A 26,147-nucleotide genomic window follows, 5' to 3' on the forward strand; every position below is an offset into this window, starting at 1 on the left:
GCAACTTTGAGTTGCGATAGATTGATCCTGTCATTCGCCCTCGAATATCGCAACTTGGAGTTGCAATGCGGTCTGGTCCATCGCCTGCCCGGCCGGTCGGCCGCGGCGTCAAGGTACGCGCCGCCGTCCACGCCGCCACGCTCGCCGAGCTCGTCGACAAGGGCTATGCCGCGCTGACCGTCGAGAACGTCGCCCAACGCGCCGGGGTCCACAAGACAACGGTGTACCGCCGGTGGAAGGACCGCGAGAGCCTGCTCATCGACGCCCTGGCCGAACACATGGCGACGGACATCCCGGTGCCCGACACCGGCGCGATCGAGACCGACCTGCGGGCGCTGGCGCGCTCGATCGTCCAGGCGTTCACCAGCCCGGCCGGGCAGGCCATCCTGGCCGCCATGTTCACGGGGGCGGCTCACCTTCCGGAGATCGCCGCAGCCCGCCGGCTGGTGTTCGACGACCGGCTCGCCAGGGCTGAGCCGGTGCTGAGGCGTGCCGTCGAGCGCGGCCAGCTGCCCGGCGACACCGATCCCGCCGAAGTGCTGAAGACCCTCGCCGCGCCGATCTACCTGCGCCTGCTCATCACCGCCGAACCCGTCGACGACGCGATCGCCGACCAGGCGGTTCGCGTCACGCTCGCCGCCGTGCGCGCGGGCGCCCTACGGCCAGGGCGCGACGATGAGCCGGGCGGCGAGTGAGGAAGCCGGCCCGGTTTCGGCCGCTGCCGTCGCCCCCCGGCGTCAGCTCTGCGCGGTGAGGTGAGCTTGCCGAAGATCTCCTCCGCCCGCCGGCAGGACGGTCGCACCGGTACGTGCGCGCATCGGCTCTTGATCCACTTGGCCGGAGATCAGTAGGGTTGGGCGCTTTACTCCTCACCCCCAGTCCCGGAGTGCCTCATGCGCCGCCATCGTTTCGGCCGGCTCGCCGCCGGTGTCGCGGCCCTCTACCTGGCCGTCGTGATCGTCCTCGCCGTCGTCGGACTGGTCACCGGCGACCTCGTCCCTCTGTGGAGAGTCGTCGCGGACCCGGACGGCTACATGGCGGACGAGATCCGGCCGTGGCCGTGGCTGCCCGCCCTGCTGGTGCCCATCGCGGCGGTGCAGGCGTGGGCGTACCGGGAGGTGGCGCGCGGGCGGCTGCGCGGGGAACCGGCGCGGCACGGCAGGGAGGCGCGCCTGCTGCGGGTCGCTTCCTACGCCATGGTCGTGTACCTCCTGACCTGGCGGCTGCCGATCCCCTACCTGTGGTGGACGTCGCTGGTCGCCGACGTGATCGAGCTCGTGGCGATATGGCTGTTCTTCCGCGTGCTGCGGGGGAGCACCCGCCGATGGCCACGGGTGCTCATGCTCGTGACCGGCCTGCTCAGCGTGGCGCACGACGTCTTCAACACCATCACGTACCAGACGGGCGACTACCTCTTCACCGGGCAGAACTGGACGTGGGCGCTCGACGTTCTGTGGTCGGTGTGGCTGGCGTCGCTGCTGGTGGCGCAGGCGCGGGACCCGCGATGGAGCGGCGCGACGGTACGGGTCGGCGTGATCGCGGTCTTCTTCTCGCTCCTCTCGTCCGGGTCGCTCTCGATCGTGGCGTTCGGCGGCGTGGACGAGGTGCCGTGGAAGCTGCTGACGCCCTCGCTCCTGGGCGCGGCCTCGGTCTTCTCGCTGGTCTGGTGGGCGCGGTGCGCACACGACCTGGGCACGCCCCAGCCTTCCCCGCCCCGGACGGAGCCCGTGCAGGCGCGCGCCCGCCGGTGGCCGCTGCCGGCCGTGGCGGTCGTGCTCCCGCTGGTGCCCGCGGCCGTCAACCTCGCGCGGGGGGTGCCGTTCTGGCTCGGACCGAAGAACGTGCTGGGCGACGCGGTACGCGAGTACACCGGCTCGGAGGCCACCGCGTACTGGTTCGCGCTGGACCTCCTCGTCGGCGTCGGCGCGCCGGCGGTGCTGATCCTCGTGGCCGTGCGGCGGCGGACACCTACGTTACTGCGCGCCACGACGTTGAGCCTGTTCCTGCTGGGCGGGGTCGGCGCCGTGAGCGCGTTCACATCGGAGCACTCCACCTTCTTCGGGGAGCTGTGGCTCTACCCGGAAAGCCTCTACGTCGCGCGGGGCGCCGCCGTCCCCTACGACGGCGCCCAGCTCCTGTCTCCCGGCATCTCCCCGCTCTGGTACGCCCTCGCGCTCACCGTCTCCGGCCTCATCCTGCTCTTCCTGTACGCCGCCCCGCCCGCTCACCGCGTCCGCCACCACGTCCTCCTGGCCGGGCTCGCCTCGGTCGTGGCCCTGTGCCTGCTGCCCGCGGCGGACATGGCCCGCGGCCCCGTCACGGACTGCGTCATGCCGGAGCCGTGGCAGATCGACACGGGGGAGGCGGAGCCGCGCGAGCTGACGGCCGAGCAGAAGTTCGTGTGCTCCCTGCGCGGCGGCCACCGCGCAGGAAGCCTGCACGTGTTTCCCGACACGACGCCCGACCAGGTCGTGCTCGCCTACGGACGCCACCTGTGCGGCGTCCACACCCGCAACGACCCGCGGGAGCTGGCCCGGCTGAAGATCGACCGCGCGTCCCTCACCTATCCTCTGGACGGCATCTGTCCCAGCGCCACCACGATCGGCCAGGCCGCGAAGGCCGAGCAGGACAAGGAGATCGCGGCGATGGAGGCCGACTCCCAAGCCATGTGCGACGCCACGCCGCGCCACCGCCCGCGCACCAGGCCGGCCCGGGCGATCCGGATCAAGGAGCCGCAGTGGACCGACTACGGGGTGCTGCAGACGTACGAGGGGGAGGGAGAGGAGGAGACCGGGCCGGACATCGACCCCGGCAACGGGCTGGTCTCCTCCGCGCGCGGCATCCTGGCCGTCATGACCCACCCCGACTTCGACCTCTGCGTCACCCTGGAGACCTACACCCGCCGGCCGCCCGTCGAGACCAAGGGCTGGGACAAGGTGGTCGAGGTCGGCTACTACAGCCCGGGCGGAAAGATCGTGCTCTATGACAACGTCGGCGGCACCGAGCTGCCCAACCTCGCCCTCAACGGGCGCAAGGGGCACTACCGCATCCGCGTGCACTACGCCTGGTTCCCTTGGAAGGGCGAGGCGGAGGGCGGGCAGCGGCTGCTGATCATGGCGTATCCCGGCAAGGGCGACCGGGAGATCGTCCATCGGAACCGGAAGATGACCTGATCCTCTTTTCGGGGGTTTCATCCGATTAGTCGCCGATGGCGCTGCCTGCCCGTGATCGTTTACTGAGGTTTCGGGAGTGTCGGGTCGTTAGAGTGCTCGGCGTGATGCTTGCTGATCTTCGCATTCGCCGGCTCGGCCGCTTCCCGGTCGGCTTCATCGTGGTCATGCTCGTCATGGCCGCCGGCTGCTCGGAACGGTCACCGGCGGAGCCGAGCCGGCCTGCACAGGTTCCCGCCCCTTCGCCGTCGGCAAGTCCTCCGCCGGCGCGGCAGTTGGTCGATCTGCGGACGAAGGTGAAAGGCAAGGTCCTGTTGCATCATGTCGCCGACAGCGGTGATACCGAGTGGGTCGGCAAGCTCAAGGTGGGAACCTCATACAAGATCGCTCTGGATTGTGCCGGTTCCCAGGGGAAGCTGACGATCGTGATGAGTGAGGGTTTTCAGGCGTTGCGGCAGTGCGCTGCGGGTTACACCACGTATACAATCGGTGATTACCCTGTCTCGAGACCCGAACCATACACGCTGACGATCAACGCTCCGGCCGATGCCAGGTGGGCGGTGCTGGTGGCAAGAGTCTCGTGAGAGCCGGCGGTCGAACATCGGCACGCCGCATCGATCGCGCTCCCTTCGACCATCTGCCCCCTGGGCGCCGGCCGGTTCTGCGGCGGCGGGAGAGTTGCGCAGTTCCTGACCGTCCGTGCCAGCATGATGGATCATGCCGGGATACGAGACGAGTGACGCGACCCTGGCCGCCATCGCCGGCCTGCTCGGGACGACCGCCGAGCGCGTACGGCCCCTCCCGCAAGGCGGGGCCAACCATGTCCTCCTGCTCGGCGACGACCTGGTCCTGCGCATCCCACGGACCGAGCAGTTCCTTCCGGACCTGGCCAAGGAGGCCGCGGTCATCCCGTACGCCCTGCGCGCCGGCGTACGCACCCCGGAGATCGTCGCGTTCGACGACACCTGCTCGGTGGTGGACGTCCCCTACATGGTGCTCACCCGGACGCCGGGAACGGATCTCGCATGCCTTGAACTGCCCGACGCGGACGCCGAACGTCTCTACCGGCAAGTCGGGCGGGAGCTGGGCAAACTCCATCGGCTCACTCCGGACACCGCACCCGCCCTGGCCGGCGTCCCCGCGGACGACGGCAACGCGGACCCCTGGGCGCTCACCGGCCGCCTCCTCAAGGACGGCTGGATCGACGCCGAGACCGCCCGCTGGCTCACCGGCTGGTTCGACCGGCTCTCACCACATCTCCCCACGAGCCCGCCTTCGGTCCTGATCCACGGCGACATCGCGCCCCAGAACCTGCTCATCTCCCCGCACACGGCTCAGCTCAACGGGATCGTGGATTGGGGCGACGCCGAATGGGCCGACCCCGCTGCCGACTTCGCCAAGATGCCCCTCACCGGCATCCCGGCCATGCTCGACGGCTATCGGCAGGAAACCGGCCAGGAAAGCGCCACGGGCACGCCGGCCTGGGAAGCTCGCGTGTTGTGGTTCCACCTCACCTGGGCGCTGGGACGCCTGGCGGAACCCGTCCCGCGCCCGGGCGAACGCCACTGGACCGCACCTCCGGCCAGCCGACTCCTCGGCCTGCTCCGCTTCTTCACCTCAGCCCCACCCACTCCTTGGACCGATCTGTCCTGAGGGACGGCGCCCTCCGTCCCCCGGAGACGCCTAAAAGAGCACTACTCCCGTGTATGTGGTCAATGTCGCAGCCCAAAGCAACCAGCCTGCGAAAAACTCCTTGTACCGACTTCGGAGCAGGCCCACCAGACCCGTGCTCAATAGCGCCACACAAACAAGCGAAAACCCGAAGGGCACGCCGATGGCAAGGCTGGTGAAGGCCAGCAGTATCAGCGAGCCGACTCCGGTCAGGAACAACCCGGCTGCCACGTGAACAGCCTTGCTGATCGTCACGACGACACTCCCTTATTCACGAGCAAGACGAAATCGCGATGAGAAGCGCAGCGGCGTCGGATATCGGCGCCTCGCCGATCAAGAGCCTACAGATCGTGCCGTCGCCGGCGAACGAGCACCCTGCCTCGAGGAAACCTCATGCACGTCACCTACAGCGGTCCCAAGTCCGGGCCATCCTGCGGGACCTGAACGTGCCTGACGGCGTGCAGATGGCGAGTCGCTCGCCACGGATTCCATCCTGACGGGCGGTGCCAGGTTCACCCCTTCGGGTGAGGCCGGAGCGATTCCGCCCGGCCAAGCTTCGAGCTTGTGCGTTTCCTCCGTCTCATACCTCTCAGCGTCGTCATGCTCGTCGACCGGACGACCTCGGCCTCGCGCTCCACCAAGATCACTCATTGCGCTGGATCCTCGCGCCCGCAGGAATCGAGGTCATCATGACCGCGTCCGCCACGCGTTCTCGTTCTGCCGGATCATCTGTTGTCGATGTCACGTGGTTCTTCGCGATCGCCGTCCTGCTGTGTTTCGCGATGTCCGTCCCGATGGTCTTCCGGCTCGTCCCGACGGACCTCTACAACCTGATCACTCCGATCATGCAGCAGTCCCCGCTGCTCGCAGCGATCATCATGTGGCTTGCCCGCCGCCCCGGAACGTTCCGGGAGACGTTCGCCACCAGGTGGCGCGGCACACCCCAGTGGGCCGGCATCGGCATCGGCCTCATCGCCGCGATCGCCGCGATCCAGACCGCCGTCGCGCTGGCCTCGGGGATCTGGCGGCTCAACCCGCTCGACCAGATCCTCGCGGCGACCATCTGGATCGTTCCGGTCTTCCTCATGCAGTCGGTCCTCGCCATCGGCGAGGAGTTCGGCTGGCGCGGCTGGCTGGCGACGCGCGCCGCGTCATGGGGATTCTGGACGCTGGCCCTCGTCAGCGGTCTGGTCTGGATCGTCTGGCACCTGCCGGTCCTGGCCGTCATCGGTGATCGACCCCTCTGGGACATCGTCATCTACTTCGCGGGCATGCTGCCATGGGCGCCGCTGTTGCTCGCACTTCGCCGGCGGTCGGGGAGCGTCTGGCCCGCGGTTCTGACGCACGGAGCGATCAACAGCGTCCGGGTGTACCTGCTGCAATCCGTCCCTAACGCCACGGATCACCTGCTCATCGAAGTGATCGGCTGGGTCCTCACGCTGGCCGCCGCCGTGTGGCTGATGCGCCCGAGCCGGACGCAGTTCGTCCGCGGGCCTGCCGAAGGTTAGACCGTGCCGAGGCGCCGGCCTCCGCGACCGGAACTCCGGCGACCGCCGCAGCAGGACGTCCACCAGCTTGGCCGCCTCGGCGTCGCCCGTGCTGCCAGGCAGGTGAGCCACGGGGGGCTCCTCCTCCGGGAGGATCCATCTCCAGGGCTGTCTGGATACCGTTGACGCATGCGATGGCGTGGCAAGGCGCTGGATGTCCTGCTGGTGACGGCCGCCATCGGCTTCGACGTCCTGACCACGTGGCACACCTGGGGGACCGCGTCGGCGCCCGTGGTGATCTGCGGCGCCTTCTCCGTGCTGGCCGGGGCGCCCATGGGGTTCCTGCGGCGGTGGCCGGTGGCGGTGGCCGGCTACCTGGCGGCGCTGCTCGTCCTCACCGACCAGCTCGGCGCGTTCACCGTCAACACCGTGCAGATCCTGCTCATGGCGGCCCTCGGGGTCGTCGCCCACCGGGCGCGGCCGCTCACCGTGTCCTGCTCGGCCCTGGTCGTGGGCGTGACCACCGCGGTCAACCTGGCCGATCCGGGCCACCCCTTCACGGCCAACGCCTGGTGGTACTGCGGCGGAGCCGTCGTGGTGCCCGTCCTGATCGGCGTCTACCTGCGCGGCCCGGCCGGACGCCTTCCCGAGCGCGACGTCACTCCGGACGTGCTGCTGGCCGGCGGCGGCCTCACCCTGGCCGTCCTGAACACCTGGACGGACTGGGACGCCACCGGCGGGCCGGTCTGGGGCACGCATCGGTGGTGGTGCTCGCGGGCCTGTCCCTGGGCGTCGCGCGGCGGCTGCCGGGGCTGGTGTTCGTCCTCCAGGTCATCCTCATGCTGCTGGCCGACCAGTACTTCGAGGAGGCGACGGGCACCTGCGTCATGCTCGTCCTCGCTGCCGCGGGCGTGTTCGCCATGCGCGTGGCCTCCTGGCTCTGGACGTTCGTCGTCTACCTCGTCGCCGTTCTCGCCGTGGCCGCCTTCACCGCCGCGATGGGCGACGCCGGGTGGCAGCCGACGCGCGTCCTGGCGCTGATGACGCTCGTCATGGCGCCCGTGGCGAGCGGCCGCTACCTGCGGGCCCGGCAGGCCGCGAGCCAGGCGGAACGGCTGCGCCGTCGGGAGTCGCAACAGCGCGCGCTGACTCAGGTGCGCGCCGACCAGCTGGCCGAGCGCGAGAGCATCGCCCGCGAGATGCACGACATCGTCGCCCACCACGTTGGCGCCATGGTCCTGCGGGCCGGCGCCGCCCGCTACGCCGACCCCGGCGGGCCCTCCAGCCAGGCGCTCACCGACATCCGTGACACCGGCCACCAGGTGCTCGAAGACCTCCGCGGCCTGCTCGATCTGCTGCGTGACCCCGGCAAGCAGCCCGACCTGCCGGCCGACCCGGCCACCGTGATGCGCCAGTCGGCGGAACGCATGAGCGCGGCGGGGCTGCTCGTCGAGCTCGACATCGACCCCGAAGTGGCACGGGCGCCTCTGCTGGCTCGCGTCTCGGCTGCCAGGATCGTCCAGGAGGGGCTCACCAACGTCCTCAAACACGCGGGGGCGGGCACCTGGGTGCGGGTGAGCCTCACCGCGGCGCCCGGCGGGCTGGCCGTCAAGGTGCGCAACGGCCCCCCACCCGCCGCCCCGCTCGGCCTGCCCTCCTCCGGGCAAGGGCTGCGGGGCATCCGCGAACGCGCCCACGCGCTCGGCGGCACCCTCACCGCCGGCCCGGCCGAGGACGGCGGCTGGCTGCTGACCGTCCTGCTGCCCACCGGGCACGCGGCGTGATCCGCCCGGTCCGGCGATGGGGCGATCCGCAGGGACCGTCAGGAGGGGAGCACCGTCGAACAGCGGCACCGTCCGGAACTGCGGGCCGGTTCCCACTGCCGCACCTGTCCGACCCGGCCGCCACATCCGCCTGAGCCGGAAGTCCTCTGCCCGCTGCACTGCCGCGCCGGGTCAGCGGGCCGCGGAGCGCACGATGTCGTCGACGAGAGCGGCCAGACGGTGCGGCTGGGACAGGAACGGGCAGTGGCCGCTGGTCAGTCTGCGGATCTCGGTGGCTCGGGCTGCCATCCGCTCCTGCAGGGCGGGCGGGACGGCCTGGTCCCGCTCGGTGATGATGTACGTGGAGGGGATGTCGTGCCGGCCGGCCGTGTCGGCCTTCTCCGTGAAGGACCGTCTGGTCTGGTTGACCAGGCGGCTCATCTCCTGCTCGGCCTCGGCGTCCGGCAGGTCGCCGTAGAGCGCGGTGCGTGGCTGGTCGATGAGGGGGAACAGGCCGCTCGTGTCGTCGGGGTCCGGCAGGCCGTGGAGGGTGTGCAACGACTGTCCCCGGTCCGGCAGGTACGCGGCCAGGTAGATCAGCCCCTCGACGTTGTCCGCCCGGGTGGCGGCCTCGGTCGCCGGGATGCCCCCGTAGGAGTGGGCGAGCAGCACGACCGGGCCTTCGACCGCGGCCAGTTCCCCGGCCAGCACGGCGGCGTCGTCGTGCATGCCCGCGGTGGGACGTTCGCCGGCGCTCGGAAGCGCGGGCGTGCGCGTGGCGTAGCCGAGGGCGTGCAGCTCGGGCTGGAGCCTGGTCCAGGTGCTCGGCCGGTGCCAGGCGCCGTGGACCAGCATCACGGTGGTCATGAAGGGACTCCTCCTATGTGATCGATGGGGACATAGGGTGATGCGTCCTTCGGTCGTGGTCACCATGCGGCCGGAGCCGCCACCGGCGGAGTCGGATCAACTCGGCGCAGATGGCCACGGCCGTATCTTCCGACGTGCGCGAGCCGAGGTCGAGACCGATCAGCGAGCGCGCAGTCGGCGACTCCGCCCGGTCAGCCCCGGTCTGTCGCCCAGGGCGTCAGCAGGCCTGATCCTTCGCGCCGGGCGCGTGGCCGAGCAGTCGCAGGATCTCGTCGGACAGAAGCTCGTCCGGGCCCTTGAGAGCGTCGGCGAGTCTTGTGTCGGTGCAGAAGATCATGTCCGCGGCGATCTTGTCCTGCACGATCCGGGCCACGTTGTCCAGGGCGACGGGGATCGGCTCGGAGGGGAGCTCGGCCGTGGATATGTCGATCAGGTGGCTGTCGGCCTGGGCCGGGTCCATGAACTTCCTGATGATGATGGAGTTCTGGTTTCGGGAGGAGGTGGTCCAGATCGTGAAGACGACGACGTACAGGCCTTTCCAGGCGTCAGCGCCGAGTTGACCGCGCCAGCGGGTCATGATGTCCGTGACGCCTTCGATCTGCACTTTGGACGCCCAGTACATGTTGGTGCGGATGTTCGGGTAAACGCTGCCCGAGTAGTCCTCGAAGGAGTTCATGTCGAAGGAGCGGCTTCGTGTCGCGTCCGCGATGAATGCGCGTGACCTGTCGAGAATGTTGGCGCACGACTGCTGAAGGCCGAGGGGAAGTTCCGCCGATTCGAGTCGCCGCCGGGCCGTGTTGATCGTGGCGGAGACGTCCCGGAGCGGCTGGACCCAGCCGTCCCCCGGGCCCTTGGACGCGACCATGTCCAGGTCGTGCGGATCGATCCTGGCGCTCTGGAACGCCGGGACCTGCTTGGGCAGGTGAGGGGCGATGACGGTGAAGATGCCCAGCGGGAGGTGGGCGATCGACTTCGCCAGCTCGAAGATCTCGTCGACCGGGTGCAGCGACTCCAGGGTCCGCCCGTTCGAGACGAGGCTGTACAAACCACCCCGCCGGTCGTTCTGGACGACGATGACCGGGCTCAGGTGGTTGACGAGGTCGGCTTTCAGCGCGGCGTAGTTCCGCCGAGTGTCGGCGTTGACCGCACGGATCGCGTCGCGCGCCGTCCGTTGTCCGGCCGCGTCCGGCGGTGAGGCGCCGGCACGGGCGACGGGCAGGAGGTTGCCGCCGAGCAGCGTCGTGGCGCCGGCCGCGGTGGCGGTGCCGAGGAATGTTCTGCGTGTGACCACTGTCTGACCTGCCTCTCGAAAGCCGCCGTACCTCATGCATGTGGCAGGACCGGCGAGCCGTCCTGGGCCGGAGGGGTGACTTAATGTTTGTGTATGGTAACGGTAAGTAGCTGGCTCTTCGGGTCGCAACAGTGAGGGCCGCCGACTGTGGCCGTCGCGTCCTAGGCAGGAGGAGGAATGTCGATTCTCAAGGGGATGGCGATCGGCGGTCTCGCGCTGCTGGTCGCCGTGCTCGTCCCGGCCGCGACCGGCGCACGTGCCGCGATCGGGGTCACCAAGTGCGCCGGTTCTCAGACGGTGACGTACACCCCCGGCCTCACCGATCAGCCCCGGGAGGTCACGGTCAGCGGGAACGCCCCCTTGATCGAGTGCGTCTCCAGCAGTGATCCCACCATCTCCCAGGCCACGTCGACCTTCTCCGCCACCGGGACGTTCTCCTGCACCTCCGGCACGAGGGCCGGGAGCCGGAGGATCACGTGGAACAACGGCAACACCAGCACGCTGTCCTCCACGTCCACCGTCTCCGTCAACGGCGCCGAGAGCCTCGTTCTGATCAAGGGCGTGGTGGTCGACGGCGAGTTCAAGGGAACGCCGTGGACCGGCACGTTCACCATGTTCAGCACGAAGCCTCTGGCCTGTCTCACCGAGCAAGGGCTGGCCGGCGTCGTCGGCTCGCTCACCCTGAGCATCGGCTCACTGTGAACCGGGCCGGCTTCCGCGGACACGTCGCGGCGCGACTGTGTGTCAGCAGGGCTGGAGGGCGGGCAGGCGGCCTTCGAAGTAGGCGGCCGGTGTGACGCCCATCAGCGTACGGAACTCGGCCGTCATGTGGGACTGGTCGTAGTAGCCGGTGACGGTGGCCAGGTCGGCCCAGCGGGGGCCGTCGGCGCGACCGAGGGCGAGGGCTTTGCGGACGCGTTCGATGCGTTCGTAGCGTTTGGGCGACAGGCCGACGGCGTCGGCGAACAGGCCGCGCAGGTGACGTTCGCTGACGGCGAGGTGGCGGGCGAGCGCGGGCAGCGGTTCGCGTCGTGCGCCCGTACGACCGCGCAGCGCCCGGACGGCGGCCTGGACCAGGTCGCGCCTTGCCCCGTCCGCCGAGATCCTGGCCGGCAGCGCCGCCTCCAGATGCCGGAGTGCCAGGCCGTGGTCGCCGCCCGCGTGCCTCAGGGCGGCGACCAGCGGATCGCAGGAGGCGCCCCACAGGTCACCGAGGCGGACCACCCGGTCCACGACCTCGCTCACCGGGACGCCGAGCAACGGCCTGGTCGCGCCGGGACGCAGCCGCAACCGCAGGCAGAACGGGAGGTCCTTGCCGACGTGGTACGAGGCGCGCGTGCGCGGGCCGATCACGAGCAGGTCGCCCTGCCCGGCGCAGGTCGTACGGAAGATCAGGGACGTGCCGGGGTCGGGGAGGTGCACCAGCGGCGGCCGCCCGCCCGCCACGGGATCCTCCGCCCTCAGCACGCTCACCGCCTCGACCAGCGGACGCAGACCGTCCGGCACGGTCAGCGGGACCTCGATGCTCATGACCACACGGTAGCCGCGCCACGGGGTGCGCACGTGTGCCGAAAGTTCCTATAAGGGCTGGTGGGCGGGGCGGCAGAGTGAGCCGCATGATTGTTGTCACAGGTGCCACGGGCACGGTCGGCGGTGAGGTGGTCCGGCTGCTGGCCGGCCGGGGTGAGCGGGTCCGGGCGATGACGCGGGAGCCGTCGAAGGTCGCGGTGCCGCCGGAGGTGGAGGTCGTCCAGGGGGATTTCGACGACCCCGGGTCGTTGGCCGCAGCGGCGCGCGGCGCCGACGCCGTGTTCCTGCTCAGCGCCCCCGGCCCGTGGCTCGCCCGGCACGACGAGGCGATGATCGTGGCGGCGCGGGCCGCGGGGGTGCGGAAAGTGGTGAAGCTCTCGGCGATCGGCACGGGCGAGGAGCACGGCGGCGCCAAGGTCGGCGGCTGGCATCAGGCCGGGGAGCAGGCGTTGCGCGCGGGCGAGCTGGACTGGACGGTGCTGCGGCCGTCCAGCTTCGCCTCCAACGCCTTGAGGTGGGTTCCGCAGATCCGGCAGGGGCGTCCGGTGCCGAACACGACGGGCCGGGGCAGGCAGGGGGTCGTCGATCCGCGGGACGTCGCGGAGGTGGCGGTGCGGGCGCTGACGTCCGACGAGCACGGGCGATCCGTCCTCACGCTGACCGGGCCCGAACTGCTCAGCGTCCCGGACATGGCCGAGGTGCTGGGGGAGACGCTCGGGCGGCCCGTCGAGACGGTGGACGTGCCGCTGGATGTCTACCGCACGCAGCTGATCGCCGCCGGGATGGATGCCGAGTTCGCCGACGTCGCGGTCGACGGCTCCCGGCTGGTGGCGCGGGACGGCAACGCCCGGCTCACCCCTGACGTCGAGCGGGTGCTGGGACGTCCCCCTCGTACGTTCCGCGCCTGGACGGCCGATCATCTCCGGTGACGCCGGCCGCCGGGTCAGGGCGGGTGTGCCGTCACTTGTTCCAGGCCACCAGGAACTCCGCCAGTGAGATGCGCCCGTCCACGTCCCCGTCGTGCTCGTCGGAGGAGTGAAAGATCGAGTCGAGTTCGGCCGCGGTGACCTCCTCGCCGCGGGCGTTCATGGCGAGCGCGAACTCCTCGCGGGTGATGTATCCGTCCCGGTCGCGGTCGAACTCCTCGAACGTGGCGGCCGGGTCGTCAAGGTCTGGCATCGGTGACCTCTCCTTCGATGTGCTGACAGAGCAACATCGAAGCACAAGCGCGAACCCCGGCGAGGGACGACGGGCCGAAAAGCCGTGCGGGTGCACGCAGTCCGGCAAGCGAGGACGAGCACCGCGTGATCCAGCCCGCCTCCCCTCTGGACCTGCTGAAGTCGGGGGAGGTGGACGTGGCGCACCTGTGGCTGCCGATCCGCGAGCCCGATCTGACCGTCGTGCCGACCTCGTACGCCTCCGACGTGGTGTTGATGGTCTCCGCCGACCATCCCTACGCGGGACGTGACTCCATCTGCCTGGAGGACCTCGGCGACTGCACCGTGGTCGAGGGCCGGTCGATCCCCCCGTGCATGGAGGAGATCTTCAACCCCTGCCACACCCCTTCCGGACGCCCCGTCCGCCGCGGGCACAAGGTCACCACCTGGCGGAGACCCTCGGCGCCGTCGCCTCGGGCCAGGCCACCGCCGGAGTCACCACCGAGGCCGCGACCTTCTACCCCTGGCCCAGCCTCGCCTTCGTGCCGATCCGCGACGCCCCTCCGTGCCAGTGGGCCTTCGCCTGGCGTACGGCGAGCGAGACGCCGCTCGTCCGCGCCCCCGCGGCGGTGCTCCGGTCCGCGGCGGCGACGCATCGGGAGTTCCGACTTCCTCGACCGCCATGGCATGCGGCACGAGCAGCTGGCCGTCCGGACCGCCGCGCTGGCCGCCGCGCGGCGCGCCGGCGGCCGGCTAGGGCAGACGTGCGCCCACGGCAACCTGTCCGCCATGTACGGCATGCCGGGCCGGCACCGCGACGCCCTCGGCCACGCCACGCAGGCCCTCACCATGTACCGGGCGACGGGCCACCTGACCAGGCAGGCCCGCGAACTCAACCTGGTCGGCTGTCCAGGCGGACACCCTCGTCCGCCTCGGGGACTCCCTGGACGGGACGGGCCTCGGGGACGCCGCCGCCGACGTCCGGCGGCAGGCGCTGGCCCTCCTCGAAGAGCTCGGACACCCGTCGGCCGCCCGGCTCAAGGCCCGCCTGACCGGGTGACCGGGTGACCGGAATCCGCCGGCCGGGGCGGGCGCGAGCACCACGACCGGCGGGCTCAGCGCCAGGTCGCCCGCTGGAGAACCGGGCCGAGCCGGCTGTCGCTCCACTGGTCGAAGACGAGGATCTTCGACTTGGGCAGGTGCCAGATCCGCTCCTGATAGGACACGCCGGTCCGCTTGGCCGACTGCGTCGAGCAGCCGACGCGCCAGACGCGGTAGGTCGCCTTGTGGCCCGCGCCGACCGGGCGGACACCGCGGACGACGAGCTTGCCGGGGAAGTCCTCTATGTAGCGCTTGTCCGGTGCGCAGCTCGCGAGCCCGTTGCCCGGGTGGTACGGCTCGTCGGGGTCGTACGGGTTGCCGTGCCGGGCCAGGGAGATGCCCAACGGCCCGACGAGGTAGAACCCGCGGCACTCGACGGCGAGCCGGTCACAGCCGCCGGTCCTGACGTGGATGCCCCACCTGTCCTCCTTCCCGACCTTCCAGGCCGCGGGGATCTGGAGCGTCATGCCGCGGAAGGTCAGCGGCTTGGTCGCCGCGCTCTGCGCGGGTGCGCCGGTGAACAGCAGGGAGGCGGTCACCACCAGGGTCGTCAACATGATCCAGAGGCTAGGGACGCCCGCTTGTGGCTCGGCTGCAACGCACTTGGAGTCCGCTCGAACGGCCCGCTCCTGCCGGGCGCCCCTCGGTCCGTGACGGTTAGTCGCGGCCGCTGCCGCGGTAGAGGTCCAGCTCGCCGTCGAGTTCCAGGGCGAGCACCGTGGCGTGCGGGTCGATCGCGTGCGCGGGCGGCGCGTCGATCCACAGGACGCCGGGCACGCCGTTGAGCTCTCCGGTGATCGAGTGCCCGAGCTCGCAGTCGGCGCCCACCACCCTGGCCCGCAGGACGGTGTTGCGCAGCCCGCGCACCGTCACCGTGTCGCGGGGCGGGTCGAAGCAGACCAGGTACAGGGTCCTGCGGTCGGCGGACAGCGTGCTCGGGCCGTAGTGGTGGCCCGCCGGCAGCCCGGCGGTCGTGCCGTACACCGCCTCGGCGTGCCGGTCGATCCAGGCGCCGAGGCCCTTCAGGCGGTCGGCCTGTTCGGGGAGGATGCGGCCGTCGGCGGTGGGGCCGACGTCGAGCAGGAGGTTGCCGCCCGCGCCGATGGTCTCGGTGAAGTAGCGGACCAGGTGGCCCACGGGCTTGTGGTTGGTGTCGTGCGGGCGGAAACCCCAGTTGTCGTTGACGGTGAGGCACAACTCCCATGGGCCGTCGGGCGGCGTGATGGGGACGCCCTGCTCCGGTGTCGCGTAGTCGCCGCGCGAGAGCATGCGCGCGTTGAGCACGGTCCGCGGCTGTACGGCGAGGATGCGGTCGGCGAGGGCGTCGATGCCCCACTGCTCCTCCGAACGTTCCCATTCGCCGTCGAACCACAGCAGGTCGGGCCGGTAGCGCTCGACCAGCTCGTCGACCTGGCCGTCGCGGTAGGCCAGGTAGCGGGCCCACGCGGCCGGGTCCTCCTGCCCCTCCGGGGGAGTCACGTAGGGGCTCGGGTGGGCCTGCGGGCCGCGGACGCTGGGGTAGTCGGGGTGGTTCCAGTCGGAGTGCGAGTAGTACAGCCCGACCTTCAGCCCGCGCTCGCGCAGCGCGTCCGCGAAGGGGCCGACCAGGTCGCGTCCCGCCGGGGAGGCGGTGACGTTCAGCTCCCCGTACGCGCTGTCCCACAGCGCGAAGCCGTCGTGGTGCCGGGTGGTGAGCACGGCGTACCGGGCTCCGGCCTGGGCGAACAGCTCCGCCCACGCCGCGGGGTCGTAACCGTCGGCGGTGAATCCGTCGAGCTGGGCCAGGTAGGCCTCACGGGAGACGTCGCCGTAGTAGAACGACCAGGACTCGGCCACTCCCTCGACGGCGTAGAGGCCGTAGTGGACGAAGATGCCGAGCTTGGCGTCGGGAAACCAGGGCTGCATGGGCACAGGGGGATCCTTCTCCGGTTCTTACCATTTCCAGGGCGGCGTCGAGGCGCTGGAGAGCGTCTTGCCGCCCAGGGCCGAGGCGTAGAGCTGTTCCATGACCGAGGTGGCGGCCAGGCCGCCCGCGCCGGTGATCGACGCGCGGTCCTTCAACGCCGAGGGGACGATCGGGGGCGCGGGCCGTACGGTGCACAGCCTCTCGACGTGACGGCGCAGCGGGTCGAGAAAGGTGTCGCCCGCCTGGACGTTGCCGCCGCCGACGACCACGATCTCGGGATCGACGGTGAGCACCAGCGCGGCGATGCCGATCGCGATGACGTCGGCGAACCGGTCGACGGCGGCCACGGCCAGCGGGTCGCCCGCGGTGGCGGCGTCGAACACGCCCTCCCTGCTGACCCGCCGGCCGTCGGTGAGCTCGACGTCGTGCAGGTGCTGCTGGGCATGCTCCCAGCCCATCTGCGGCAGTGCGCCGATCTCGCCGGCGGCGCCGTTCGCGCCCCGCACGACGGTGTTGTTCAGGACGACCCCCGCCCCGGTGCGGTTGCCGGAGTGCACGTAGACCATCGAACCGGCCTCGGCGGCGCTGCCCTTCCACGCCTCGGCGAACGCGGCGAGGTTCGAGTCGTTCTCGACGGCGATCGGGCACTCGAAGGACTCCGCGAAGGCGGCGCGGACGTTGAGCCCCTCCCAGTCGTCGAGGCCGCGCGTGACGACGTCCTGGTAGACCACGGCGGGCACGGACACCCCCATCGCCCACACGTCGGCGCGCCCGCGGCCCTGCGAGCCGAGGAGCTGGTCGACCACCTCGACGGCGTCGGCCAGGACGGTCTCGGGCGGGTCCGCGGCGGAGACGGTGATCGAGCGGGTGGCCAGCACCTCGCCGTTCAGGTCGGCGAGCTCGGCCCGGGTGGTGTGCTGGCCGATGTCGATGCCGGCGACGACGGCCGCGGCCGCGTTGAACCGGTAGCGGTTGGCCGGGCGCCCGGCTCCGGTGGGGGAGAGGGGCTCGACGCTCGTCACCCAGCCGAGGGCCACCAGGTCGCCCACCACCGTGTCGGCCGCGGTCTTCGACAGCCCGGCGACCTGGGCGATCGCCGGGATGGTGAGCGGCTCTGCGCGGATCGCCTCGATCACCGCCAGCGAATTGAGGCGGCGCAGGCGCGACTGGCCGACGGGCTGGCGCAGCAGGCTCGCTTCACGTCCGATCAGCACTCACGTGGCCCTTTCGTTTCCTGGGACGTCTTCCATTAAAACACAAAGTGTATTTATTATTGCCAACCGTGCCTCCCAGCAAGAAGGGACCATCCATGCGCAATCGCGCCATAGCCGTCGCCACCTGCGCCTCCGCCGTGCTCGCCCTCGGCGCGTGCGGCCAGAAGCTCCAGGACGCCGGTCCGTCGGCGTCCGCCGGCGCCCAGCCCGCGAGCCTCCTCTATTGGGGCAAGTGGGCCAAGGGCACCCCGCAGGCGAACCTGTTCGAGAGCGTCATCGCCGACTACACCCAGCAGACCGGCGTCAAGATCGACGTTCAGTGGCTCGCCCAGGGCCAGGAGCAGCAGGTCAAGAACGCGGTCGCCACCGGCGCCGGTCCCGACTTCTTCGACACCGCCATCGACCACACCGCCGAGTTCCGCGCCGCCGGCGTGCTCGGCGACATGGGCCCGATCTTCCGGACCACGATCCCGGGCGAGGGCAGAACCGTCGAGGAAGTCCTGCCGAAGAGCGTGCTCAAGGCCGTCAGCGACGACAAGGGGTACGGCTTCGTCCCGCACAGCGTCTTCTCCATCGGCCTGTGGTACGACTCCGCCAAGTATCCCGACTTCGCCCCCAAGTCGTTCGACGAGTTGCTGGAGATCGCCAAGAAGGAGAAGGCGTCCGGCCGCGCGCCGATCGCGCTCGACGGCTCGGTCAACGCCTACAACTCCTTCTGGATCCACCAGATGCTGCTGTCCACGGCCGGCCCCGGCATCCTGCTGAAGCTCGCCGCCGACCCGGCCGCCTGGGACCTGCCCGAGGTGAAGCGGGCGGCCAAGGCGCTGGAGTCGCTGGTGAAGGCCGACCTCTTCGAACCCGACCACATGGCCACCAAGTTCCCGGCCGCGCAGAACGCCTGGGCGGCCGGCAAGCACAGCTTCATCCTGAACGGCTCCTGGCTCGGCAGCGAGACCGCCTCGCTGCGCGCCGCCGCGGTCAAGCCCCGCATCATCGCCTTCCCGCCGGTCGACCCCGCCAAGGGCTCGGTCGCCACGGTCGGCGCGCTCGGCTGGGGCGTGAACGCCAGGTCGAAGAACCAGAAGGCGGTCGCCGACTTCCTGGCCTTCGCCATGCAGAAGAAGTACATCGACCGCATCGGCACCGAGGCGGCCAACATCCCCTCGCGCGCCGACTCGCCCGCCCCGGTGGAGCTCCAGCAGCTGCAGGCGTCCATCCGCGACGCCGAGCAGGTCACGCTCGACGGCGACGGCGTCTCGACCGTGCAGCCCAAGTGGCTGGCCGACGTCTTCCTCCCGCTCGACGACAAGTTCGTCGCCGGCAAGCTCAGCGCCGAGGAGTTCCTGGCCGAGGGCAAGGCGAAGACCGCCGCCATGAACGGATGACCGTGACCGTGTCCGACACCGCCCCGCGGGCGCCGTCCGCGGACAGGCGGGCCAAGGTGTCCCGCGGCGCGCTCCAGGACGAGCGCCGCCGGTTGTACCTGCCGATGCTGCTTCCCGCACTGATCGCCTACCTGGTCTTCTTCGTGCTGCCGTCGTTGTTCGGCGTCGTGCTCAGCTTCGCCGAGTGGTCGGGGCTGGGGACCGAGCTGTCCTGGGTCGGGTTCGCCAACTACGTGTCGATGGCCGGGAGCGAGCTGTTCCGTGCCTCGTTCGTCCAGACGCTGGCCCTGACGCTGCTCGTGGGCCTGGCGCTGTTCCTCATCGCCGGCGCCTCCATGATCGTATTGCGTGCGGCGCGCGGCGGCGCGTTCATCCGGGCGGCCGTCTTCCTGCCCTTCATGATCTCGCCCATCGCCGTGGGCCTGGCCGTCTCGTTCCTGTTCAACCCGGACGGGCTGATCAACACCGTGCTGGGGGCCCTCGGCCTGTCCGAGTTGCGCCAGCCCTGGCTGGCCCCCGAGCTGATCCTCAACGTGATCATGGCCGGAGTGGTCTGGAGCGCGGCCGGCTTCTACGTCGTGCTGGTGATGTCCGCGGTCGACGGCATCCCGCCGAGCTACTACGAGGTGGCCAGGATCGAGGGCGCGAGCGAGCTCCAGCAGTTCCGCCACGTCACGCTCCCGCTGACCAGGGACATGCTGGCCATCGCCGCCTCGCTCTGGGCGATCGCCGGCATCAAGACCTTCGAGATCGTCATCGCCTTCGTCGGCACGGCGGGCACCCCGCCCCCCGAGGCCAGGACCCTCGCCGTCGAGCAGTACCTCCGGGTCACCGGCGGCCGTGAGGGCGGACTGGCCCAGCTCGGCGAGGCCGCGGCGATCGGGATCGTGATGACGGTGATCACCGCCGTCCTGATCGTCCTGTCGCGCAGGATCCAGCGGCGCGAACGACTGGAGCTGGCGTGATCCGCGCCGGGCTCGCCCTGATCAGAGCCCTGATCTGGGGCTGGGCGCTGTTCAACGTCGGCATGGTGGTCTGGGTCCTGCTGAACTCGGTGAAGAGCTCGCGGGAGATCTTCGACAACCCGGCCGGCCTGCCCGCCGCCTGGATGTGGGAGAACTTCGCCACCGCCTGGTCGGACTCCGGGCTCGGCGCCGCCGCGGTCAACTCGGTGGTCCTCACGCTCGTGTCCGTGGTGCTCATCATGGCGCTGTCCATCCCCGCCGCCTACGCGGTGGCACGGCTGGGCGGGCGCTCCAGCGGTCCGGTCGCGACCTTCTTCGCGGTGGGCATGAGCATCCCGTTCCAGGCGTTCGCCGTCCCCATGGTCCTCATCGGGGCGGGGCTGTCCCGGTTCATGATCGACTGGGTCACCGGCGCCTGGGACACGCGGATCACCGTCACGCTCTTCTACGTCGTGCTCAGCCTGCCGTTCAGCATCTTCGTGCTCATCGGCTACTTCCGCTCGCTGCCCGGCGACGTGGAGGAGGCGGCCGCGCTCGACGGCGCGTCGCCGTTCCGCACCTTCCTGCAGATCATGGTGCCGCTGGCCAAGCCCGGCATCACGACCGTGGCCGTGCTGAACGCGCTGAGCCTGTGGAACGAGACGGTGATCGTGCTGATGCTCGTCCCCGACCAGAGCGCGCAGACCCTCAACGTCGCCCTGCTCAACTTCTACTCCAACATGCAGTACACCTCGAACTGGGGCGGGCTCTTCGCCGGCGTCGTCATCGTGGTGCTCCCGATGATCGCGACCTATCTCTGGTTCGGCCGCCGCATCGTCAACGGCATGACGCAGGGCATCGGCAAATGACAAGAAACGGAACTCCCATGCACGCAACGGTCGGACTCATCGGCGCCGGTGGCATCGCCAACGCGCACCTCCCGGCCTGGCTCGACCTCGGCCACGACGTCGTCGTCCACTCGATCGCCGACGACGCCGAGGCGCTGATCCGGCGCCACGGGGGCGGCCGGACCGTCCCCAGCCTGGACGCCCTGTTCGAGGCGGCGGACGTCGTCGACATCTGCACGCCGACGCACACCCACTACGAACTGGCGCTCGCCGCGCTCGGTCACGGCCTGCCGACGATCTGCGAGAAGCCGCTGACCCGTACGCTCCCCGAGGCGGAGGACCTGGTCGCCCGCTTCGCCGACGCCCGCGTCCCGCTCTTCCCCGCGCACGTCGTCCGCTACTTCGCCGAGTACGCCGAACTGCACCGGGCCGTCACCCGCGGCGACATCGGCGGCGTCGCCGTGCAGCGGCACACCCGCCAGGGTCGCAGCCCGGCCGGCGGCTGGTTCCTGGACGAGGCGCTCTCCGGCGGCGTGCTGCTCGACCTCATGATCCACGACATCGACGTGGCGCGCTGGATCGGCGGAGAGGTCGAACGCGTCTTCGCCCGCACCCACGCGGTCGGCGGCAGCCAGAGCACCCAGGCGTTCCTCACCCACGCCAACGGCTCGATCTCCGTGCTGACGGCCACCTGGACCACCGCGCCGATCGAGTTCAGGACGCTGTTCGAGGTGGCCGGTTCGCACGGGCTGCTGCACGCCGACTCCGACGAGCGCCGCCCCTACCGCTACCAGGGCGACGCCGTGCCCGCGCCCGACATCCTGCCCCCCTTCTCCCCGCTGACCAGCCCCTACAGAGCCGAGATCGAGGACTTCGTGCGCTCGGTCGCCACCGGCGTCCCGCCGCGCGTCACCGCGCTGGACGGCCTGGCCGCCATGCGCATCGCCGACGCCGTCGCCCGCTCGGCCGCCGAAGGCCGGCCGGTCGACCTCAAGCCCCTGGAAGCCGCATGAAGATCGCCCTGCTCTCCTTCGCCCACCTGCACGCCACCGAGTACGCCGCCGCGCTGCTGCGCTGCCGCGACGTGGAGATCGGCGCCTACGCCGACGGCCACGACGGCGTCCCGGACGGCGTCACCGTCTTCGCCGCCGAGGACGAACTGTGGGCCTGGCGGCCCGACGGCGTGGTGATCTGCGCCGAGAACACGCGTCACCGGGAGTTCGCGCTGCGCGCCGCCGCCGAGGGCGTGCACGTGCTGTGCGAGAAGCCGCTCGCCACCTCGCTCGCCGACGCCACCGAGATGCTGGAGGCGGCCCGCGCGGCGGGAACCGTCCTCATGACCGCCTTCCCCGTCCGCTTCGCGCCGGCCTACGCCGACCTCCGGGCCGCGGTACGGCGGGGCGACCTCGGCCGGATCGTGTCGATCGCGGCCACCAACTGCGGCGGCGTCCCCACCACCCGCGACTGGTTCACCGATCCGGCCCGCAGCGGCGGCGGCGCCCTGACCGACCACGTCGTGCACGTCGCCGACCTGCTCGCCGACCTGCTGGACGACGACCCGACCGAGGTCTACGCGATCGCCAACTCCATCCCCAACCCGGGCAAGGCCGTCGAGACCGCCGGGCTGGTCTCCCTGCGCTACCGCGACGGAACCATCGCCTCCATCGACTGCTCATGGTCGCGCCCGCCCGGCCGGCCCAACACCGGCGACCTGGTCACCCTCACCGTGATCGGCACCGAGGGCGTGGCCGACGTCGCGCCCTTCTCCGGGGTCCTCACCGGATGGAACAGCGGCCCGCTCGCGCACGGGTACGGGGCGCCGCTCGACGACCTGCTCATCCGCGCCTTCCTCGACGCCGTCCGCGACGGCGAGGCCCGCCAGCCCGACGCCAGGGCGGGCCACCGGACCGTCGCCCTCGTCGAGGCGGCCTACCGCTCCCTGCTCGCCGCCGCCCCCGTCCCCCTGGAGCTCTGATGATCCGCCATCTCCTCGGCGTCACCGCGACGACCGCCGCCTTACTGGTGGCGCCCGCGCACGCCGCCTCCGCCGCCGGACCGGCCGCCGGCCGTACCACGGTGACCTTCTCCGACACCCACGAGATCCTGCACGGCAACCCGTACACCGGCACCGCGTTCGACGTGAACACCCACAGGACGCCCGGCACACCCGGCTACACCTTCACCGATGACCCGGGCATCACCGACTTCATCGAAGGCAGGAAGAAGATCCCCGCCGACGCCGACGTGGTGCGGCTCCAGATCGCCTGGGCCGACTTCGAGCCCGACGACGGCGTCTTCGTCTGGGACCGCCTCGACGCGTTCATGAAGCGGATCGGCGAGCAGGGCAAGACGGTCGAGTTCCAGCTGCTCATGTCGGAGGCGCCCGACTACCGGAACGACCCGGGCGTCTTCCCGTACGAGTACCCGCCGGCCTGGCTGTTCGACAAGGCCGGGGTGCCCTTCCGGATGGCGCCGTACAACGACTACTTCTCCAAGCAGCCGATCTACCACAACCCGATCTACCTGGACCGGCTCAAGCGCGCGGTGGACGCCTTCGCCGGCCGCTACGACGGCGACCCGGGCGTGGCGTGGGTGGACCTGCGCGCCTTCTCGCTGTTCGGCGAGTGGTCGGGCTGGAACGACGCGATGAACTTCCCGTGGCCCGACAACGCCACCCGCGTCTCGACGCTCCGGGCGATCCTCAAGATCTACGACGACGCGTTCGACAAGTCGATGGTCATGATGCAGAACGCCGGTGCGGAGGTGAACAAGAACGATCCCGACGCCGACACCCAGGCCAAGCGGTTCAGCGTGTACGGCTACGACAAGGCGGCCACGTTCGACAACTGGGGCGTGCGGTCCGACACGGTCAACGCCGGCTTCGTCTGGCACAACTACGGCGACACCGCGCAGGCCCCGTACGTCAACCGCAGGCTCCGCCGCGACATGATCCAGGTGTCCGAGGGCTCCAACTGGGACAACCCCACGATCATGCTGAACAACCCCCGCCTGTTCGTGAAGAACTCGCTGGAGGGGTACCACTCCAACCTCCAGGGCATCAACAACACCGGCTTCGCGAACTGGCAGGCGATGAAGGACGCCTACGGCGAGTGGTTCGAGACGCTGGCGCGGTTCACCGGCTACCGCTTCCTCATGCCCACCGCGACCTACGACACCGAGGTCGAGCCCGGTGGCGAGTTTCGCATCTCGCACACCTGGACCAACAACGCGGTGGGCTTCAGCCCCCGGCGCTACCCGGTCGAGGTGCGCTTCACCGACAGATCCACCGGCCACGTCGTGTGGCGCGGCACCGACGCCGCCCTCGACCAGACCAAGCTCTTCAAGGGCGACGTCCGCCAGATCAACTCGGCCTTCACCCTCCCGGCCGACCTGCCCGCGGGCTCCTACGAGGTGGCCGTCGCCATGCTCGGCGAGGACGGCAAGCCGCGGATCGAGCTGGCCATGCCGGGCGGCAAGGACAAGGTCTACCCGATCGGCGCCGTCCGGGTCGCCGCGGGAGCCGTACCGGCCGGGCGGCCGACGACCCCGCTGACGCAGTTCACCGTCCAGAACGAGGACTACACCGCGGCCGTCGGCGCCTACGGCGTCGAGACCCCGCCCGAGGGCGGCCTCGGCGCGCTCTACATGGACGCGGCCGGCGAGTCCGCCGAGTACGACAACGTCGACGTGCCCGCCACCGGCACCTACCGGGTCGAGTTCCGGGCCTCCTCCGAGGAGGCCAACCACCTGAGGTTCGAGGTCGACGGCAAGGAGGTCACCACCGTCAAGGTGCCGGACTCCGGCGGCTACAACACCTACCGGACCTTCGAACGGCGGATCCCGCTCACCGAGGGCCGTCACACGATCAAGCTCACCCGGCCCGACGGGCGCTGGTTCTTCCTCAACTGGATGCGGTTCACCCTGGAACGGCCCGAGTCGATCACCCTCCAGGCCGAGTCGGCGACCGGGCAGCAGGGCACTCAGAACACCGACCTCGCCGACAGCGACGACGGCACCCCCGGCGTCACCTCCATCGACACCGGCGACTGGTCGCGCTTCGACGCCGTCAGCGTCCCCGCCGACGGCAAGTACCTGCTGCAGCTTCGCTACTCGACCGTCGACGACAAGCCGCTGAAGTTCCGCGTCGAGATCGACGGCGCCGACGCCACGGGACCGCTGAGCCTGCGCCCCACCGGGGGCATGCTCAGCCCGCGGACCGAGGACTTCGTCCTGCCGCTGACCGCGGGCGAGCACTCGGTCAAGGTCGTCTGGATCGAGGCGAGCGCCGGCGTCGTGTGGAACTGGCTGCGGCTCGACCTGCAGGGCACGTCCGAGCAGACCGTCGAGGCCGAGCACTGGACCATGCAGTGGAACACCGACCAGGAGTGGAACTGGAAGGGTCCCGACACCGGCGTCGTCACGAAGGACGGCGTCGTCGGCGGCATCGACCCGAACGACTACCTGCGCTACGAGAACGTGTTCGTCCCGAACACCGGCATGTACAAGGTGACCTTCAAGGGCTCGGCCGCCCAGGACACCACGTTCAGGTTCGAGGTGGACGGCGACCGCACCACGGTCTTCGTCCCCAAGTCCGACGACGCGAACGTGACGACCTGGGGCAAGATGACCGCCGGCCTGCACACCCTCCGGATCGTCAGCGAGGGCGGCGGGCTGAAGCTCGACAAGTTCACCATCACCGCCACCACCGCCGCGATCAAGGCACTCGACGTCACGGGCGCCGGCACCCTCAAGGTCGGCGAGCCCGCCCGGCTGTCCGTCGCGACGGTCGGCGCGGACGGCACCCGCACCCCGGTCACCGAGGGCGTCACCTTCAAGAGCTCCGACCCGTCGATCGCCACCGTGGACGCGGACGGTCTCGTCACCCCCCGCACCTGGGGCACCGCCACGATCACCGCGATCCACGACGGATTCTCCGGCGAGCACAAGATCACCGTCACCGACCCGAAGGTGCTGCTCACCTACGTCAACGACACCGACAAGCGCATCGTCTACCCCGAGGACGACTTCACCTACAGCCCCGACCGCGGGCTGGGCGACCACGACGACGACGTGCACGCCGGCTGGCGCGCCGGGCAGGCCGTCGAGTTCGCCTTCACCGGCACCGGCATCAGCCTGCTGTCCGAACGCTACTCCGACATGAGCACCATCGACATCTACGTCGACGGGAAGCTCAAGGCCACGGTCGACTGCGACTCCCCGGTACGGCTCGCCGCCCAGCGGGTGTTCCAGCTCAGCGGGCTGCCGATGGGCGATCACACCATCAAGGTCGTCAACGGCGCGGACAAGTTCCTCATCATCGACGCGTTCGTGGTCGAGACGCCCAACACGTGGAACGGCGCCGACCTCGGGGTCGGCAACGTCAACGCCAAGTCGGTGACCCTGACCTGGCCGTCCGTGCCGGCCGCCACCGGCTACGCGGTCCTCGACGGCGGCACGCAGGTCATGCGGGTGACGGGGACGACGGCTCGGGTCACCGGGCTCCGGGGCCGTACGAGCTACACCTTCACCGTCCGCCCGCTGGCCGCCGACGGCACGACCCTCCCGATCGAACTGTCGGCCACGGTCCGCACGAAGGGCTGACCCTACCCGCCCGGCCGCCCCGGCCAGCCCGAACGCCCGGCCGCACCGGCCCCCTGGCCGCCCCGGCCGGGCGGGCCGGCTCGGCCGGGGCGGCCTTCGCCGCTGATCTGCGGGCTGTTCCAGCACCACCATGAGCGCGCCCACCCGGCGGCCGGCACGCGCTCGACGTGGATCGTCTCCAACCGGCTTCCGGCGTCCCGCGTTCATTAGGG

24 protein-coding genes and 1 pseudogene are annotated in these 26,147 nt (G+C 70.6%); 16 read left to right on the top strand and 9 right to left on the bottom strand.

Features of this window, described 5'->3' with window-relative positions:
* Positions 1-65 precede the first annotated feature (65 nt).
* From AB0J76_RS12830 to AB0J76_RS12845, 4 genes are all read left to right on the top strand, one after another.
* Positions 66-695 carry a TetR/AcrR family transcriptional regulator gene (locus AB0J76_RS12830; RefSeq protein ID WP_352327455.1) on the top strand — a complete coding sequence of 210 codons (630 nt, stop codon included), beginning with the start codon at positions 66-68 and terminating at the stop codon, positions 693-695.
* A gap of 198 nt (positions 696-893) precedes the next feature.
* Entirely contained in the window at positions 894-3,173 is a 2,280-nt protein-coding gene (locus tag AB0J76_RS12835) for a hypothetical protein (RefSeq protein WP_364389465.1), read from the top strand.
* A 101-nt stretch (positions 3,174-3,274) separates the two neighbouring features.
* A complete protein-coding gene (locus AB0J76_RS12840) occupies positions 3,275-3,754 on the top strand; it encodes a hypothetical protein (protein WP_364389467.1) in 480 nt (159 codons plus the stop codon).
* 133 nt (positions 3,755-3,887) lie between these two features.
* Complete coding sequence (locus AB0J76_RS12845; RefSeq protein ID WP_352324681.1) at positions 3,888-4,823, top strand: aminoglycoside phosphotransferase family protein; 936 nt, start codon at positions 3,888-3,890, stop codon at positions 4,821-4,823.
* A gap of 30 nt (positions 4,824-4,853) precedes the next feature.
* Here AB0J76_RS12845 and AB0J76_RS12850 read toward each other — a convergent pair whose 3' ends face one another.
* Positions 4,854-5,096 carry a hypothetical protein gene (locus tag AB0J76_RS12850; protein WP_352324680.1) on the bottom strand — a complete coding sequence of 81 codons (243 nt, stop codon included), beginning with the start codon at positions 5,094-5,096 and terminating at the stop codon, positions 4,854-4,856.
* A gap of 395 nt (positions 5,097-5,491) precedes the next feature.
* On the opposite strand from AB0J76_RS12850, the gene AB0J76_RS12855 reads away from it, so the two are divergent.
* From AB0J76_RS12855 to AB0J76_RS12865, 3 genes are all read left to right on the top strand, one after another.
* On the top strand, positions 5,492-6,349 hold the full coding sequence (locus tag AB0J76_RS12855; protein WP_352324679.1) for a CPBP family intramembrane glutamic endopeptidase: 858 nt from the start codon (positions 5,492-5,494) through the stop codon (positions 6,347-6,349).
* 168 nt (positions 6,350-6,517) lie between these two features.
* A complete protein-coding gene (locus AB0J76_RS12860) occupies positions 6,518-7,369 on the top strand; it encodes a hypothetical protein (RefSeq protein ID WP_352324678.1) in 852 nt (283 codons plus the stop codon).
* 191 nt (positions 7,370-7,560) lie between these two features.
* Positions 7,561-8,112, top strand: a complete 552-nt coding sequence (locus tag AB0J76_RS12865; RefSeq protein ID WP_364389792.1) for a hypothetical protein — start codon at positions 7,561-7,563, stop codon at positions 8,110-8,112.
* A gap of 171 nt (positions 8,113-8,283) precedes the next feature.
* Here AB0J76_RS12865 and AB0J76_RS12870 read toward each other — a convergent pair whose 3' ends face one another.
* The gene (locus AB0J76_RS12870) at positions 8,284-8,958 is read right to left on the bottom strand and encodes an alpha/beta hydrolase (RefSeq protein ID WP_352324677.1); all 675 of its coding nucleotides are present in this window, start codon (positions 8,956-8,958) and stop codon (positions 8,284-8,286) included.
* 217 nt (positions 8,959-9,175) lie between these two features.
* Positions 9,176-10,249 (bottom strand): hypothetical protein, encoded by a 1,074-nt coding sequence (locus tag AB0J76_RS12875; protein WP_352324676.1) that lies wholly within the window; start codon positions 10,247-10,249, stop codon positions 9,176-9,178.
* 177 nt (positions 10,250-10,426) lie between these two features.
* Between AB0J76_RS12875 and AB0J76_RS12880 the strand changes: the two genes are divergently transcribed.
* Complete coding sequence (locus tag AB0J76_RS12880; RefSeq protein ID WP_352324675.1) at positions 10,427-10,951, top strand: hypothetical protein; 525 nt, start codon at positions 10,427-10,429, stop codon at positions 10,949-10,951.
* A 42-nt stretch (positions 10,952-10,993) separates the two neighbouring features.
* Here the strand turns inward: AB0J76_RS12880 and AB0J76_RS12885 are convergent, their stop codons facing one another.
* Complete coding sequence (locus AB0J76_RS12885; RefSeq protein ID WP_352324674.1) at positions 10,994-11,779, bottom strand: AraC family transcriptional regulator; 786 nt, start codon at positions 11,777-11,779, stop codon at positions 10,994-10,996.
* An 86-nt stretch (positions 11,780-11,865) separates the two neighbouring features.
* Here AB0J76_RS12885 and AB0J76_RS12890 point away from each other — a divergent pair, with 86 nt between their 5' ends.
* A complete protein-coding gene (locus AB0J76_RS12890; RefSeq protein ID WP_352324673.1) occupies positions 11,866-12,708 on the top strand; it encodes an NAD(P)H-binding protein in 843 nt (280 codons plus the stop codon).
* Between the two features lie 31 nt (positions 12,709-12,739).
* On the opposite strand, the gene AB0J76_RS12895 is transcribed toward AB0J76_RS12890, so the two are convergent.
* Complete coding sequence (locus AB0J76_RS12895) at positions 12,740-12,958, bottom strand: EF-hand domain-containing protein (protein ID WP_352324672.1); 219 nt, start codon at positions 12,956-12,958, stop codon at positions 12,740-12,742.
* A gap of 176 nt (positions 12,959-13,134) precedes the next feature.
* Here AB0J76_RS12895 and AB0J76_RS12900 point away from each other — a divergent pair.
* A pseudogene (locus AB0J76_RS12900) lies at positions 13,135-13,233 on the top strand (LysR family transcriptional regulator); the annotation flags it as partial.
* Positions 13,234-13,828: 595 nt separating this feature from the next.
* Here AB0J76_RS12900 and AB0J76_RS12905 read toward each other — a convergent pair.
* The 4 genes from AB0J76_RS12905 to AB0J76_RS12920 all read right to left on the bottom strand — a co-directional run bounded on the left by AB0J76_RS12905 (position 13,829) and on the right by AB0J76_RS12920 (position 17,157).
* Positions 13,829-13,957: a hypothetical protein gene (locus AB0J76_RS12905; RefSeq protein WP_352324687.1), complete on the bottom strand. Its 129-nt coding sequence runs from the start codon at positions 13,955-13,957 to the stop codon at positions 13,829-13,831.
* Positions 13,958-14,051: 94 nt separating this feature from the next.
* The gene (locus AB0J76_RS12910; protein WP_352324671.1) at positions 14,052-14,594 is read right to left on the bottom strand and encodes a hypothetical protein; all 543 of its coding nucleotides are present in this window, start codon (positions 14,592-14,594) and stop codon (positions 14,052-14,054) included.
* A 100-nt stretch (positions 14,595-14,694) separates the two neighbouring features.
* On the bottom strand, positions 14,695-15,942 hold the full coding sequence (locus AB0J76_RS12915) for an alpha-L-fucosidase (protein ID WP_352324670.1): 1,248 nt from the start codon (positions 15,940-15,942) through the stop codon (positions 14,695-14,697).
* 27 nt (positions 15,943-15,969) lie between these two features.
* Positions 15,970-17,157 carry an ROK family protein gene (locus tag AB0J76_RS12920; RefSeq protein WP_352324669.1) on the bottom strand — a complete coding sequence of 396 codons (1,188 nt, stop codon included), beginning with the start codon at positions 17,155-17,157 and terminating at the stop codon, positions 15,970-15,972.
* 95 nt (positions 17,158-17,252) lie between these two features.
* Between AB0J76_RS12920 and AB0J76_RS12925 the strand changes: the two genes are divergently transcribed.
* Genes AB0J76_RS12925 through AB0J76_RS12950 form a run of 6 tightly spaced genes read left to right on the top strand, consistent with a single transcriptional unit; the run spans position 17,253 to position 25,935 of the window.
* Positions 17,253-18,542 (top strand): ABC transporter substrate-binding protein, encoded by a 1,290-nt coding sequence (locus AB0J76_RS12925; RefSeq protein ID WP_352324668.1) that lies wholly within the window; start codon positions 17,253-17,255, stop codon positions 18,540-18,542.
* Entirely contained in the window at positions 18,539-19,507 is a 969-nt protein-coding gene (locus AB0J76_RS12930) for a sugar ABC transporter permease (protein ID WP_352324667.1), read from the top strand. Before AB0J76_RS12925 ends, AB0J76_RS12930 begins: the two co-directional genes overlap by 4 nt.
* Positions 19,504-20,355, top strand: coding sequence for a carbohydrate ABC transporter permease (locus tag AB0J76_RS12935; RefSeq protein WP_352324666.1), 852 nt, complete (start codon positions 19,504-19,506; stop codon positions 20,353-20,355). The genes AB0J76_RS12930 and AB0J76_RS12935 overlap by 4 nt, the downstream gene beginning before the upstream one ends.
* A gap of 17 nt (positions 20,356-20,372) precedes the next feature.
* A complete protein-coding gene (locus tag AB0J76_RS12940; RefSeq protein ID WP_352324665.1) occupies positions 20,373-21,347 on the top strand; it encodes a Gfo/Idh/MocA family oxidoreductase in 975 nt (324 codons plus the stop codon).
* On the top strand, positions 21,344-22,309 hold the full coding sequence (locus AB0J76_RS12945; protein WP_352324664.1) for a Gfo/Idh/MocA family oxidoreductase: 966 nt from the start codon (positions 21,344-21,346) through the stop codon (positions 22,307-22,309). Before AB0J76_RS12940 ends, AB0J76_RS12945 begins: the two co-directional genes overlap by 4 nt.
* Positions 22,309-25,935 carry a carbohydrate-binding protein gene (locus AB0J76_RS12950; protein ID WP_352324663.1) on the top strand — a complete coding sequence of 1,209 codons (3,627 nt, stop codon included), beginning with the start codon at positions 22,309-22,311 and terminating at the stop codon, positions 25,933-25,935. The genes AB0J76_RS12945 and AB0J76_RS12950 overlap by 1 nt, the downstream gene beginning before the upstream one ends.
* Positions 25,936-26,147 lie beyond the last annotated feature (212 nt).

The sequence above is a fragment of the Nonomuraea sp. NPDC049624 genome, assembly GCF_040675255.1.
Classification (GTDB): domain Bacteria; phylum Actinomycetota; class Actinomycetes; order Streptosporangiales; family Streptosporangiaceae; genus Nonomuraea.